This window comes from Paenibacillus sp. FSL E2-0151, from assembly GCF_037993015.1.
Lineage (GTDB): Bacteria > Bacillota > Bacilli > Paenibacillales > Paenibacillaceae > Paenibacillus > Paenibacillus amylolyticus.
In genome coordinates this window covers 6,840,846-6,856,040 of sequence record NZ_CP150308.1, presented here as the reverse complement: position 1 = coordinate 6,856,040, position 15,195 = coordinate 6,840,846, and the positions used below count along the sequence as shown (strand labels likewise).

Below are 15,195 nucleotides of genomic sequence, written 5' to 3'. Positions count from 1 at the left end.
TCTGGATCGTATAGGGTCGGATTGCGGATTGAAATGTGATGTGACAAAGACGGGATACGGATATGCCTGATATCAGGTGATCTGTCTCTCGTCTTTTTTGCTGTGAAGTTCCATTGTATAGTTGTCGTTCAAGTCGCGTCGTTCGCGTTATTTTTACCCTTGAAGGCACAATGAAGAAATTGCACATACAGTTACGTATCTGATGACCAATACGTTCACGACGGGCAGCACATTGTATGTGGATGGCGGGTACACCTTGATTTAAGAGTCGGAGCTATATAGGTCCCGAAGAATACTTTTTTTAAAATAAAATGATGAATTTTGGCGAAAAAAATTGAGATCTATCCTATTTTTGTACTACAGGGTGGATCTTTTTCCTTTTATTTGCTCTTTTTGTTTAGATTCTGTTTATCGCAGTGCACTACAATAGGCCTTACGTATCAGATGGATTGAATTTATATGTAAAAAACATGAGATGGGGAGGATCAAGTACATGAATTACAGGAAAATAATTAGTTTGATGCTCATTATGGTGTTAATAGCTCCATGGTTGGCACCAGCAGGGAAGGTTAGTGCAGGTGGCTCAAGCCCTGTGCCAGGCAAAAATGGATTAATTACTGTCAAGCTTACTGATGATAATAACATAGAGGTGCGTTGGGGCGCTGGTTTCTCTGACACCACTGAAACTCGTAACCTAAAATATCAGGTCTTTGTTTCGAATACTTCTAATCTGAACAACATGACAGAGATCAGGGACAATCTAGAGTATGGAGATGAGGATTGGGTGTTGGGTTCAACATCTAATGACGATACGTTCTTCAAAATATTTCAAGGTTTAGATACCAGCGAAACGCTCTATTATAATGTGATGGTTGTAGATCAAGATGATATGGAAGCCTCCTATCAGATGAAATCATTCAATCCGAATACACTGCTGAGTCCGTTGGAGCAATTCAACGATGTTAAAGAGAGAAAAGTTTTGGATAATTACACCGATTTTATACCAGAAGTAATGGAGCTGTTTAGTAACAAAGACTTCTTAGCTGATCCCGATTTTGAATCGTTGTCTGAGGATGAGCAATATGAGATTGCAGAGTACATGTTAAAGGAGTCAAGCCCACCAGCATCTAGTAGATATGAGAGTAAGGAACAAGTCCAATATGTAGTGCAATTAGCCTTGCAAGCTCGGAATCTTCCTCGAGAAATTGGTGGACTTGACTCCAGAGAAGTCCTTGATGCATTTTTTAATAAACAAGCAGAGAGACTACAGCTACAATTTCATAACCAGGAAGAAGATAATGAGTACTATGAACGTATCCACTATTATCTTGATTCCTCTGAAATTGAAAGACGTATGGCAGCTTTCAGATATGAGGGTAAACTCACCAGAAATCTTGATATTTCACAAATACTCGATTATACAAAATCTGCATTGGAAGACACCCCTTTTATTAACAAGGTAACAACAGTAGAAGAGATGGTGAACAAGTTAATAAATATGTTAGAAATTCAAGAAGATATTGAATCGTATAATTCCAAAGAAGAAAACCAAGAAAAACCACTTGGAAAATTCCCTTTGGATGTTAGCAAATTGAATGATCTTACCTCCGAAGAGCAAGAACAATTGGCAGACCATATGCTTAGTGAGAGACCCCTTGGTGGATATGCAAGTTTTGAGGAAATTCAGACTGCATTTAATAAATTTTTCCCGGATGATAACGAAAGCGATCCATTGAGTGTCTTAAATACTGCAAAGAGCAACAGTAATATAGCGGCTATGCGAATGGCTATGGAAGATCCAGATCTGGGTATCACTCTTCCTAACGGATATGGTGCTTTGTCTTTGCAAGTTAGAGATTTCATTGCGGGATTCTTGATTGAATATGTAAATAAAGATTACAAAAACAAAGAACAGGTCCAATATATGATTGAACTTGGTGTATTGGCACAATCTGTTTGGGAGCAGAGGGAACTCAGTGTTCTTAGGAATAAGCTGGATCTGCTCGCTCAGCAATTAGTAAATGGACCTAATCACTTTAATGACCAACAGACATATATGTTACGCAGCCTTGGACAACAACATTTGGAACGTAGCAAAGTAGATAAAGGTGTACTGACATTCAATTACTTGCATCTAGTTGCATTCGAAAGGTTGGAAGGAGTGTCTAAAGGGGATATTGTTGAGCCTGATATTGTCCTGAATCTCCTCTCTATGCCTATCGATTCATTTGAGCAAGCTACCTCTATACCGCGAATGGATCAATGGCTTGATAAAGCAATGAAAGATCAGATTAAAGGTGAAGCATTCTTCAGCAAATACAAATTTAATCTTAGAGGCGCTCTTGATTTATCCAAAAGAGCAGAACTTAGTCCTGAAGCCCAGAAGGAATTGGCTGAATGGGTCCTAAATGAACAAGACAGCTATGAGGATGTTGGGAATCTGCAATATGTATTTAACCGATTCTTTACGGCTCCTAACGTGAAGGGCAATGACATCAATAACACCCTAACGGGCTTGGATAACACGATGGAGATTTCCTTCGACAATAAGTTGCACTGGATTGATGTTGCCTTCATTCAAAAAATGGACCTTAGCGGCAACAAAACGGTATGGGTTCGTTACAAAGCAATCAGCGATGAACTGCCAGGCCGCGCTGTGAAGTTTGTCTTTACACAGAATGGTGATAGCAGCACAGATAATGGCAATACTCCAACGCCTAACCCGGGTGGAAACACAGGTGGTGGTGGCGGATCATCTACGACTACGCCAGTAACGTCTACACCTGCTCCAACAACGAAACAAGAGCAGATCGTGGTTGATGTTAATGGAACAAACGGCACCAACCTGACCAAAACACCGATCACACGTACAACCGAAACCAACGGCACGATCAAAGATCTGGTGAAAATGACCGAAGCCATTGCCAAGGAATCGGTGGGAAAAGCGAAACAATTGAACATGAACACCGCACGCATTGTCATCCCAGATACCAAAGATTCCGTGTCCGAGACACGTATTGAACTGCCTAAAGCAGCGGTGAAAGAATTGAAAGATGGTTCACTTAAGCTGGAGATTTCCACTGAAAATGTAGTGATTTCCGTTCCAACGAATTCCATCGCCGGATTTGATCAAGACTTGTACTTCCGTGTGGTTCCACTGAAAAAGGAATCGGAGCGCAAAGAAGTCGAAGAACGTGCGAAGAAAGAACAGTTGATTCAACAAGTTGCTCCGAATACGAATGTGCGTGTACTGGCTCGTCCGGTAGAGATCGACACGAATATGCAGAGCCGTGAAGTGACACTCACGTTGCCACTGCGTGATAGTCTGCCAACCGATCCGGCTGCTCGTCAGCAAGCATTGGACAACCTGGCGATCTATATCGAACACAGTGACGGCACAAAAGAATTGATTCAAGGCAAACTGGTGCAACTCGCGGATAATAGCGAAGGCATCGAATTTACCGTAACAAAATTCAGTACGTTCACCCTCGTTGTTGTGGATGGACTGAAAGCTTCACAAAGTACACATCAACCGTACATCCAAGGATTTGGTGCGGATTTCCGCCCGGATGCATTCGTAACACGTGCACAGATGGCAGCCATGCTAGCTCGCAATCTTCCAACTGAAGCGGCAGCAGGTTCCGTGAATAGCGTGAGCTACAAGGATGTATCTGCAACACACTGGGCAACAAGTGAGATTCAAAAAGCGCAATCCGCTGGCATCATGAACGGCATGAGTAACACCCAATTTGCACCGAAAGGTTCGATCACCCGTGCACAGATGGCTACCATTGCTTATCGCTGGATGCAGCAACAAGCGAGTAATACAACAGTGAATGGTACAGCAGTGTCCTTCACAGATGTATCCGCAGACCTGTGGGCAGCAGATGCGATTGCATACGTGCAATCGGCTGGCCTGATGGTTGGATACAACGATGGTACATTCAAACCGGATAGCAAGCTGACACGTGCGGAAGCGGTGAAAGTGTTGAACGTACTGTTCAACCGGACACCCCTAACTGGCGCAGTTACGCTAACGTTCAGTGATGTACCAGCAACACACTGGGCATATGCAGATATCGAAGCCGCAGCGCAAAAGTAATACTTTTAAAAGAAAAAAGGGGTCATTAATGCAGTAGCATATGGAAAAGAGAACCCCTAATGACGGATAGGATATGACAATACAATAGATAGAATAAAAAAAGAGCTGTTCCAAAAGCCATACATTGGCTAGGAACAGCTCCTTTTTGCGCTTTAGTGTGACTTAACATTGGTCTAGGTTGGTTAGCGCTTGATCACCCATTAGTTATTCTGTTCACTCAGTTGTACTACTCTTTATCGGGCGTGTGTGCAGCATTCTCGTAAAACTTACCATCCCGCAACTGATCCACGAATCCTTGTAACCAGACGTAGTATTGCTCCGCATGTTGGAGTTTGTGCAGATCACGCAGTGCATCCTCTCGATCTTTGGACGAGGTATGTTCCGAAAGGATCATTGCCGACAGGTCAGGAATGACCTCATGAATGCCTTCTAACATGACATCTACTTCCCGTTGGAGCTTGGCCCCGAAGAAATTCTGGAACGTACGATAGAAGTCGGTCTCAGCCAGATATTGATCCTGGCGCTCCTTCTTTTCCTCCAGTTTATAGATCATCTGTGATTCTGTAAGCGAACGAACCGCATAGCTCATGTTGCTCTTGCTCATATTCATCGAGTTTTTCATCTCTTCAAGTGTCATCGGTCGATCCTCAAAATACATGATGCCGTATAATTTGCCAAACGTATGATTAACCCCATATAGATCCATCGTATTGGCGATGGCCGCAATGACTCTCTCCCTCAGCGCATGCCGATCAGGTAACGAAGAATGATTCGGGTTCCCGGCGGTTTCTTTTCCCACAATGTCACCTCTGGTTTATGATAGCGTTCCCACTAGCTGCCTCATATTTTACATGACTTGCTCCAATTTTAACATAAGCCGGAATTAGAATTTTCAATACGAGTGTACAATCAATTTTGTACAGAATAAATATAAAGCTGATTATACTCAAAAATTCCCAATCATTAAAGAAAAATTGGACAGTAAGGAGTGGGGGATTTGCGTTTAAAACTATGGAGGGAGTCTGAGGCGGTACTATTCACGCTGCCAGCTCTAATCCCATTGCTGATCTTCTGGCTGGGACCTCTGGGATATATCGTTTATCTCAGTTTCACCGATTGGGACTTCATGAGCCCGGACAAGTTGTTCGTTGGTTTGGACAATTACAGTTATCTGCTGACAAACTCTGAATTCTATCGATCATTGAAAGTCACCTTGTTATTCGGACTGGGGAGTGTAATCCCAACTATTGTGGGCGGATTGGCACTTGCGATGCTCATGAATAGCAAGATCAAATCATCCGGCATCTTCCGGACGTTACTGTTCTCACCTTGGGTCACCCCGACAGTTGCGGTGTCCATTGCGTGGTCCTGGATCTTTGAGCCCGAAGTGGGACTCGCTAATCTGATGCTGGGCTGGGTAGGCGTATCTCCGATCGGCTGGTTGCGTGACGCGGACTGGGCATTGGTTGCTGTTCTGATCGTCACGCTCTGGAAGTCGATTGGGTGGGCAATGGTATTTTATCTCGTTGCGCTACGAAATCTACCTTCCGATCTGCTCGAAGCAGCTTCAATCGATGGTGCAAACGGTTGGGATAAGTTCAGAAGTATCACATTGCCGCTGATCTCACCAACAACATTTTTTCTCTCGATTATTCTTACAATCCAGTTCTTGCAAGCCTATGACCAGATCAATGTCATGACGCAGGGTGGACCGGCGGGATCAACGAGAACGTTGCTGTACATGTATTACCAGTCTGCATTCGAATCCTTTAACGTAGGTGAAGCTTCGTCCATCGCCGTTGTGATCATTCTGATCTGCGTGTTGCTGTCGGGAGTATCCTTCCTGCTTGGCAGACGTCTGGTGCACTACTAATGACAATGACATTGCCCAACAAAAAGTCTAAATGGATGAAGCGCAAGGAGTTGCAGAACGTGTCACAACCGAATTTTAAAATAAGTAAATTAATCCGCTACCTTCTGTTAGCCATTATCGCGCTGGGTACAGCCTTTCCCTTCTATTGGATGGTCATTAGCGGGTTCAAAACCAATGATGAGATCTGGCAGTTTCCGCCGACCTTCTGGCCGGAGACGTTCCTGTGGAGCAACTATGTGGATGCCTGGAATGCGGCACCATTTGCCCGTTACATCCTGAACAGTACCGGGGTAGCCTTAGCCATCTGTTTATTTCAGATCGTCAACTCCAGTATGATGGCGTACGCCCTGACACATATGAAATTCCGTCTCAAAGGTGTACTGACATCCCTGATTCTGGTGGGTTATATGATACCGAGTACGGCTGTGTATCTGCCTAGTTACTTGGTACTTAGCGAACTTAACCTGCTGGATTCCTACACAGGCTTGATTGTATCCAACTGTGTCAGCGTGTTCTCGATCTTCCTGATCCGGCAGGCGTTCATGCAGGTATCTCATGAATTGGTGGAAGCCGGACAACTGGATGGTGCATCCCACTTCCGGATTCTCTGGACGATTATTACGCCGCTTGTTCGCTCAAGCTTCGCCGTGATGGTGCTGATTACGTTTATTGAACAGTACAACAACTATTTCTGGCCTATGCTCATCACCAAAGACCCTGATTTACAGCTGGTATCGGCGGGTTTGCGTAGCTTCTTTGTAGAAGGCGGGGCATATGGACTTGCTTGGCCACAGATTATGGCTGCGAGTGCCTTCACCATCGCACCTCTACTTATTCTCTTCCTGTTCACCCAGAAGACGATCATGCAGAGCGTGAATATTACGGCTGGTGTTAACAAGAACTGATATGCACTACCATTCACCTAAAACGGGAGGAACAACAATGAATTGGAGTCAGGCAAGCATGACATGGAAAAAGAGATTGAGGTTGAACTGGAAGGGTGGCATGTCGCTGGTACTTGCGACCAGCTTTGCACTGCTGACCGCTTGTGGAACACAAGCACCCGCAGAATCAGGCACGACGGCTGCTGCCAGTGGAACCGAAGCTCAGGCGAAAGATCCGGTGGAGATTGAGTTCTGGTATGGTCTGGGTGGTAATCTGGGCGATAACATGAAAAAGACGATTGATGCGTTCAACGCCTCCCAGAACGAAGTCGTTGTAAAAGGGATTGTACAAGCAGATTACACGGAAACGGAACAGAAGCTGCAAGCAGCAATTGCTTCCAAGAAGGTTCCAGCCGCTGTACTCAGCTCCAATATAGACTGGGCACGCAAAGGATATTATGCACCCATGGATGAGATGATTGCAGCTGATCCGAATTTTAAGAAAGACGATTTCATTCAGACATTCCTGAACCAGGGACAGGTGGATGGAAAGCAATACTTTTTGCCAATGTATGGTACAACTCAGATCATGTATTACCGTATGGATACGTTCAAGGAGAACGGAATCGACCCAGCAACTCTGACGACATGGGAGAAGCTGGCTGAGGCGGCTGCGAAGATGAGCAAACAAGAAAATGGCAAGACCACCTTCTACGGTTGGGAACCGATGTGGGGTAGAGACAATATGATTGATGCCGTGCTGGGTAAGGGCGGACAGATTCTTAGCGACGATGGCAAAACCGTTATGATCGACTCTCCGGAATGGATCGAGACATGGGACTTGTTCCGTAAATGGATTAACGAAGACAAGATTATGGGCATTCATTATGGAGGTCAGGGCTGGGAGTACTGGTACAAAACGATTGATGATGTGATGAAAAATAAAGCAGCAGGTTATACCGGATCTAGTGGTGACCAAGGCGACTTGGACTTTAGCGTAGTCGCTGCGATGCAACAACCAGGCTGGGAAGGTATTGGTGAAGGAAAACCGGTAGCAAGTGCCATTTCGGCAGGTATTCCGTCAGCAGCGAGTCCAGAGCAACAGCAGGCAGCTTATAAATGGCTTACGTATTTCTCTGAAACTTCGAACACAGCTTCATGGTCCATGAACACCGGATATATCGCAGTACGTCAATCGGCCCAACAAGATCCAGAGTTCATGAAATTCAGTGAGGAAAATCCACAGATCACCGTACCACTGCAACAGGCAGCTCACGCTTCGGCTCCCTTCCAGGATCCAACGGGTGGCAAGATCAATGATGCTTTAAAAGATGCAGCTGATCAGGTACAGATCAATAATATGCCAGCGGAACAAGCGCTGAAGGAAGCGAAAGAGAAAGCACAGAAGGAACTGGATCGGGTAACGAAATAAGAAACGTATACAGGCAATTGACTCACGCGATAAGGGCGGTACATGCTGTACCGTCCTTTCCGTTCATACAAGATCGCAGACAAGGAGTTTAACCAATGCAAGATGAGACGTATGTGGACGGATTACCGAATCCGATTGAAGCGGTTTTGTTTGACAAGGACGGGACATTGCTTGATTTTACGGGAATGTGGGGATTCTGGACCGATTGTGTGTTGAATGACTTCAGAAAACAGTTAGCGACTAGAGGACTCCGTATCGACACAGATGAATTCCCACAGATCTGGGGTACATTCCACGATGATCAAGGCCGAATGAATGGGTATGATGTGCGGGGTCCGCTTGCGATGGGCACGATGGATGAAGTGTATGCCGTGCTGACGTGGCATGGATATCGTGCGGGTCTCAGCTGGGCGGAATCCAAGATTATAGTCCGGGAGTGTTTGGCGCGAGCGGAGGAAGAGATGGAGCAGCATCGTCCGGCACGTCCGTTACCGGGAGTTCAAGAATTCCTTGAACAGTGCCGTAGCGAAGGTGTCGCTATGGGTGTCGTGACGGCAGATGATACACCCAGTGCAATTAAACATTTACAGTGGATGGGACTGGATTCCTTTTTTGACGTGGTGATTGGTACAGATCTGGTGGAGCGGGGCAAACCTTTTCCCGATATGCTACTGCTTGCCTGTGAACGGTTGGGTGTATCCGTGCAGTATACCGTGGTCATTGGAGATACGGACGGAGACATGGAGATGGCACGAACCGCTGGTGCGGGGTACAGGATGGGCATTGGAGAACCGGGAAAAATCCGCTTGGCGGATAGAACGATTCAATCCTTCCATGAATTGCTGAATGGTGGGCTGAATCGATGACAAACAGTCACGCCTACTTGGGCTGGGTACTGTTGGCACTGGCCATCGGGCTGGAGCTGAGCGCTACCATCTTGCTGAAAGTATCGGATGGATTCTCGCGGTTATGGCCTTCGGTGTTGATGTTTGTCTGTTATGGAGCAAGCTTTACCTTTCTCAACTTTGCAGTGAAGTATATGCCGCTGGCTGTGGCCTATGCGATCTGGTCTGGCGTGGGCATTACGCTTATTGGCGTCGTGGGGCATTACTTTTTTGGTGAACGTCTGCGGCTCACGTCGATGGTCTGGATCGGTTTTATTCTGATTGGCATTATTGGACTGAAATGGAGTGATTCTTGATGGGAAATGAACATACACCGGAGCAACCTATTGTTAGCTTCCAGGTCATTACGGACACACATGTGCGAGATGAGGCAGACCATATTCATAACCGGCATCTGGACCAAGCATTAGCCGACATAGCTACATTTAGTCAGGGGAGCAGTGGGATTATGCATGTGGGCGATGTGACGGATCGGGGGCTGCCGAGCGAATATCGTGAGTTGCAACGCATATGGAAGCAGCATGCGGAGAGTTTGCCGGACATCCGGTACACGGTAGGTAACCATGATATTGGAGCCGTGGTATGGCAAGATCCGCCGATCGTTTTGCTTGAGATGAAAGAAGGTGAAGTAGCCGAGTTGTTGGAGCAGGAAGCAGATATGGAACTGGTCACAAAACAAACCGCTGCTGAATCAGCTGCACTAATTGAGAAACTATCCGGCGGGACCTATACGTTGTCTGCTGTAACTTCTGAGCAGGAGGGCCAAGATGGGGGACCGATCTCTTCAGGAGTGGACCCCATTACAGTCGCAGGGTTATGGCTGCGTCGATTAAGTGATTTTGAAGGGACAACCGGCATGAAGGGCTCTTATCACGATCACTGGATTGATGGGTATCATTATATTTTCCTGGGCACCGAGCAACCTCATCCGAAGGATTGTGATATGTCGGCCGAACAATTGGAGTGGCTGGATGCGAAATTGTCTGAGCGTGCAACACTAGATCATCCCATCTTCCTTTTCTTACACCAGCCGCTTATGGATACGGTAGCAGGATCGATGAAGGAACAAGGCTGGTATGGTGTGAATCAGGATGCGGAACTCAAGGCCGTTCTGGCCAATTACCCGCAAGTGATTCTCTTCTCCGGTCATACCCATTGGCAACTGGAAGCACAGCATACGATGTACGATGGTGCAGGCCACATGCCAACCATGTTCAATGCGTCGTCTGTAGGTTATCTATGGACGGATCAGGATGAACATCTGGAGGGCAGCGAAGGTCTTCATGTGGAGGTTTATAAGGATCGAGTGGTTGTAAAGGGGCGGAACTTTGTTACGAGCGAATGGATTGAGGGTGCTGAGTTTACGGTAAGTTATCCTGTAGAAGGGTAGTTATTTGGATGGTAAAAAGGAAAGGGTTACTCTAAGGGTCAATGCCATTAAGACAAGTTAAACTTGATGACATTGCTTAATGGGTGGCCTTTTTGGTGTTCATCTTAAAGATATGTATCAGATCATCCACCCCATAAAGTTCCACGTGAAACGTAGCAGGGGAGGCTAGAGTTGGGTAAAGTTGTAAATGGGTATGATTACAAACTATACTCAAATAAGTACACATGATATGCACATACTCGTTAATTTAACCTATTTACGGAGAGGAAGTAGAAGTGGCATGAGAGAACTTCAAGTTCAAACGACATATGGTACCGTTCAAGGCGAACTTTTGCACGATGCAAGCGTATGGAAAGGCATTCCCTATGCGAAACCTCCGGTAGGTGAGCTGCGTTTCAAGGCTCCGGTACAGCCCGAGTCATGGGATGGAATCAGACAGGCCACTCAATTTGGACCTGAGAATATACAACCACGAAATCATCAACCAGAAGGCCAGACAGAAATTCCGAATGAGTCAGAAGATAGTTTATATCTGAACATCTGGGCACCTAAGGGAAAAAGAGCAACACCACTGCCGGTCATGGTATGGATTCACGGTGGTTCCTTTGTAACAGGTTCAGGTAGCCAGCCAATGTATGATGGTACACAGTTAGCGGTTCGGGGGGACGTCATCGTTGTGACGATCAACTACCGATTAGGACCTTTGGGATTCCTGCATATGGCTCCATTAGGTGATTCATATGTATCCAATGCAGGTCTGCTGGATCAGGTTGCGGCATTACAGTGGGTGAAGGATAATATCTCTGCTTTTGGTGGTAACCCGGATCAAGTTACGGTGTTCGGCGAATCAGCAGGTAGCATGAGTATTGCAGCACTGATGGCGATGCCAGCGGCCAAAGGACTGTTCCAACGTGCCATTATGGAGAGCGGTGCATCCCAGTTCATGCCGGCAGAGCAAGCTTCAGCGTTGCGGGAAGGGATGTTAAAGATTCTTGGGGTGGACCGGGACAACCTGCAGAAGTTAAATACAATTCCTGTAGAGCAGATTATTGCAGCGGGTGAAACGGTCAAACAGCAGAGCGGTGCAGGCATGGCAATGTTGTTCCAACCTGTGTTGGATGGGAATACACTACCACAGATGCCACTTCAGGCAGTGAGTGAAGGCTCAGCGCAGGATATTCCGGTGCTGATTGGTACGACATTACACGAGGGTGCACTGTTTATCCAGCCACATGTACCTTTTTCAAAAGAAATCGATATGGTTCAGGGCGTAGACTTTATGACGCCAGATCTGGAGAACCGGGTAGCCATCGCGGATAATTATCCAAAAACGGCAGATGGACAAGCCCAAGTCATGACCGATATGTTCTTCTGGCGGTCAGCGCTGCAATATGCTGCGGCACAGCAGAAGTATGCCCCGGTGTGGATGTATCGATTTGATTGGGTGATGCCGGAACATCCCTTGTTAAAAAGAGCGATTCACAGCATCGAAATGTTCTTTGTGTTTAATACACTGCATGTCCTCAAATTCATGAATGCAGAGCCGGATGAAGCCGCGGCGGCACTTGCCCTCAAGGTACAGGATGCCTGGATTTCCTTTGCCAAGAATGGCCAACCTGAAGTTGCAGGTGTGAACTGGCCTGAATATGAGCAGGATCGTGCGACACTAATCTTCAACCATGAGATTGAGGTCATACATGATCCGGATGCAGCCAAGCGAGAGCTGTTAGGGTTATAATCCAGGCTGATTATTTGAATGGATACTCTGAATAACTGCTATGCGCCCGATCAAAAGAGGACGTTCATCTCATAATGAACGTCCTCTTTTTGTAATCCGGCTGAATAATAAGCAGAACGTAAGCACTGAAGAGGTACATTGTGCCGTTATACTCCAAACATTATTTACGAGAGGCACGTGTGCGGGACACCTCATCGAAGTAGAAGGAACGTTTTCCACGGGAGAAGAGTACGATCAAGACATGAACAAAGAGTACGGCGTAGACTAACATATAGATACCGAATGTCCCCAAGGAGATCCACATTTGATAAGGCTGAAGCATAACATCCTGATGACCTGAAAAAGCATAATCGTTGACCAAGCGAATGATCGTAACGAGCAGCCATGGAACATAGAGTGCGGCAAATCTTTTGAATAACGATTCACTGGTAGGTGTGCCGGTCTGACGATTCACATAGCGGAATCGCAAGATGGCCGAGCCTGGAGTTACCCCATTTCGCACCCAAGGTATGAAGAACAGTACAATGACCATAGCAATGGATGTACTTAGCGCATCACTGATCACATCAGATGCTGTGAAGATTGATATCAGATTCGAAAGGAAGACAACAACGACTCCATCAATAATTAACGCGAGCAATTGAGGCATAGTATACACTCGGTTTTGCTCCACGATCTGTTCACTCTTCGCCTGAATGCTTGCACGTGATGGGAATAAAGCAAGCAGGATGGGCGCTGTGAAGAATCCAATGACTGCTCCCGAAGTATTCAATAACAGATCATCTACATCGAAGAGGCGGTAAGGACAATTATAATACCCGTAGAATCCGGTGATTTGAGTGATCTCGAAGAATAAGGAAAGCCCTAATCCACCAAGCAGGGCGTACTTCCAGAATGATCTCTTTTGAAAAAAATAACGGATATATACACCCAGCGGCATGAGAAGCAGGACGTTAAATAGAACTTGCAGAAAGGCTCTGCCCTGAATCATGCTGAGATAGCTGGAAGGCTGGGTCCATACAATGGGTGTTTCCTTCATGATGTCTTTGACAAAAGTGAATGGAACCAGATTGTAGTAGATCGTGTCAGCGGCTTGCTGCGCACAGGTATCTCGCGTAGTTGGAAACGGGAGAATGACGAGGCAATAGGCGGCCAGAATATAAAAGATAAATGAAAAGCTGATGCCAAACCGTGACCAGCTGAAGAAACCGTCTTTACGATACCCATAGATCAACCACGGAACCAGCAAGAACATGGCCGCAACAACAAAGATCAAAAAAGCCATTTGCACAGGGAAAACATATGAGGACATGAGCAGGAACTCCTTTGGTATTAAATATAATAACATTCATAGAGACATTAAAATTCATGTATGTGTAGTGCGTATCTATTAGTTACATCATAAGTAGTTACCCTTAAAGTGAGGGATGCATGAACCTTAAATTTGGTTTAAATCCATCCATGCAGTGACCAAGCGTATGGAATATACCGTCGAAATCCCGTATACTTGCGGGAATGCCAATCGTAGAATGGAGAGTTTAATACATATGTCTAATTTGCCTAACTGCCCCAAATGTAATTCAGAGTACACGTACGAGGATGGTAACCTGTTGGTTTGCCCGGAGTGCGCGCATGAATGGTCTTTGGAAGCAGACAATGAGAATGCAGAGGATGCAAAAGTAATCCGTGATGCCAACGGAAATGTGCTAAGTGATGGCGATACCGTTACCGTCATTAAAGATCTGAAGGTAAAAGGTAGCTCGCTCGTGGTCAAACAGGGCACGAAGGTGAAGAATATCCGCCTGATTGATGGGGATCATGATATTGATTGCAAGATCGACAGCTTGGGTGCAATGAAGTTGAAGTCTGAGTTTGTGAAAAAGATATAAGATCGAGAAACGTTCAGTTCCGCATTCAATGGGAATTGAACGTTTTTTGTTTGACAGGAAATATTTAGTAGATATATACTGGTTGGAATTTAATTTTTTTGAACATGGATGAGTAGTCTACATATAAGAAAAGGCAGGTGTCAGAGCGTTGAAGAGAGATCATATTATTGAATATTATTCCGGGTTTGATGAGTGGGGCAGACTGGAGCGGGAACCAATTGAATTCATCATTAACATGCATTACATCAGGGAACATCTCCCCGCTACTGGTTGTATTCTGGATAATGGCGCAGGGCCAGGAAAGTATGCCATGGAGCTTGCGAAGCTGGGGTACAAGGTCACTTTATCGGATCTGACACCTTCCTCCGTGGATACTGCGCGGCAAAAGGCTCAGGAGTTTGGTTTGACACAACAATTCGATGGATTCCATGTTCTCGATGCGACTTCGCTCTCCGGTATGGCTGACGAGACGTGCGATGCGTCCCTCATGCTGGGGCCGTTATACCATCTGCAGACAGACGAAGAGCGCACGGCTGCTGTACGGGAGCTGTACCGTGTGACCAAGCGAGGGGGCGTGGTGTTTGTAGCCATGCAAAGCCGAATGCGCATGAGTATCAATTCGCTGCAATCCCCGCAGCATTGGAAGCCGAATGATAACATGGCAGCCATCCGTTCTTTTGTGGAAAAGGGTATATTCGATCATCAGGATCAAGGACGATTTACGGGAGCATACTATTTTAATATTCAGGACGTTACACCCTTCATGGAGCAACATGGATTTGAAACCGTTGATTTAATTGGTTCATCTAGCCTTAGAGCGATGCTTACGGACGAGCAGCAGCAATACTGGAAAGAGCGTGGCGAGTATGATGAACTCATGCAATATATGATTGAAGCCGCCAAAGACCCTTCCATATTGGGAATCTCGTCTCATTTGCTGTACATCGGGAGGAAGAAATAATAGACTTACAGGCAATGCTCT

12 protein-coding genes and 1 pseudogene are annotated in these 15,195 nt (G+C 45.9%); 11 read left to right on the top strand and 2 right to left on the bottom strand.

The genetic code is table 11. The annotated features are described in order from the left end of the window. Positions 1–169: 169 nt before the first annotated feature. Together MHI55_RS30370 and MHI55_RS30365 are read left to right on the top strand one after the other, a co-directional pair. A pseudogene (locus tag MHI55_RS30370) lies at positions 170–265 on the top strand (dehydrogenase); the annotation flags it as partial. Between the two features lie 228 nt (positions 266–493). Continuing rightward, complete coding sequence (locus MHI55_RS30365; RefSeq protein ID WP_340388079.1) at positions 494–4,102, top strand: S-layer homology domain-containing protein; 3,609 nt, start codon at positions 494–496, stop codon at positions 4,100–4,102. A gap of 226 nt (positions 4,103–4,328) precedes the next feature. Here MHI55_RS30365 and MHI55_RS30360 read toward each other — a convergent pair whose 3' ends face one another. Next, on the bottom strand, positions 4,329–4,901 hold the full coding sequence (locus MHI55_RS30360; RefSeq protein ID WP_340388077.1) for a transcriptional regulator: 573 nt from the start codon (positions 4,899–4,901) through the stop codon (positions 4,329–4,331). Between the two features lie 198 nt (positions 4,902–5,099). On the opposite strand from MHI55_RS30360, the gene MHI55_RS30355 reads away from it, so the two are divergent. The 7 genes from MHI55_RS30355 (at position 5,100) to MHI55_RS30325 (ending at position 12,324) form a co-directional block, all read left to right on the top strand. Further along, positions 5,100–5,975 carry a sugar ABC transporter permease gene (locus tag MHI55_RS30355; RefSeq protein ID WP_340388075.1) on the top strand — a complete coding sequence of 292 codons (876 nt, stop codon included), beginning with the start codon at positions 5,100–5,102 and terminating at the stop codon, positions 5,973–5,975. Between the two features lie 59 nt (positions 5,976–6,034). Next, positions 6,035–6,880: a carbohydrate ABC transporter permease gene (locus MHI55_RS30350; protein ID WP_223199815.1), complete on the top strand. Its 846-nt coding sequence runs from the start codon at positions 6,035–6,037 to the stop codon at positions 6,878–6,880. 37 nt (positions 6,881–6,917) lie between these two features. Then, a complete protein-coding gene (locus MHI55_RS30345) occupies positions 6,918–8,291 on the top strand; it encodes an ABC transporter substrate-binding protein (RefSeq protein ID WP_192135348.1) in 1,374 nt (457 codons plus the stop codon). Between the two features lie 95 nt (positions 8,292–8,386). Further along, on the top strand, positions 8,387–9,157 hold the full coding sequence (locus MHI55_RS30340) for an HAD family hydrolase (RefSeq protein WP_340388073.1): 771 nt from the start codon (positions 8,387–8,389) through the stop codon (positions 9,155–9,157). Continuing rightward, positions 9,154–9,492: a multidrug efflux SMR transporter gene (locus MHI55_RS30335; protein ID WP_083684565.1), complete on the top strand. Its 339-nt coding sequence runs from the start codon at positions 9,154–9,156 to the stop codon at positions 9,490–9,492. Before MHI55_RS30340 ends, MHI55_RS30335 begins: the two co-directional genes overlap by 4 nt. After that, on the top strand, positions 9,492–10,586 hold the full coding sequence (locus MHI55_RS30330; protein WP_340388071.1) for a metallophosphoesterase: 1,095 nt from the start codon (positions 9,492–9,494) through the stop codon (positions 10,584–10,586). Before MHI55_RS30335 ends, MHI55_RS30330 begins: the two co-directional genes overlap by 1 nt. Positions 10,587–10,866: 280 nt before the next feature. Beyond that, positions 10,867–12,324 (top strand): carboxylesterase/lipase family protein, encoded by a 1,458-nt coding sequence (locus MHI55_RS30325; protein WP_340388069.1) that lies wholly within the window; start codon positions 10,867–10,869, stop codon positions 12,322–12,324. Positions 12,325–12,484: 160 nt separating this feature from the next. Here the strand turns inward: MHI55_RS30325 and MHI55_RS30320 are convergent, their stop codons facing one another. After that, positions 12,485–13,636 carry a VanZ family protein gene (locus tag MHI55_RS30320; RefSeq protein WP_340388067.1) on the bottom strand — a complete coding sequence of 384 codons (1,152 nt, stop codon included), beginning with the start codon at positions 13,634–13,636 and terminating at the stop codon, positions 12,485–12,487. 235 nt (positions 13,637–13,871) lie between these two features. Between MHI55_RS30320 and MHI55_RS30315 the strand changes: the two genes are divergently transcribed. Further along, a complete protein-coding gene (locus MHI55_RS30315; protein ID WP_169482263.1) occupies positions 13,872–14,213 on the top strand; it encodes a zinc ribbon domain-containing protein YjdM in 342 nt (113 codons plus the stop codon). Between the two features lie 148 nt (positions 14,214–14,361). Then, positions 14,362–15,174, top strand: coding sequence for a class I SAM-dependent methyltransferase (locus tag MHI55_RS30310; RefSeq protein ID WP_340388065.1), 813 nt, complete (start codon positions 14,362–14,364; stop codon positions 15,172–15,174). Positions 15,175–15,195: the final 21 nt, after the last annotated feature.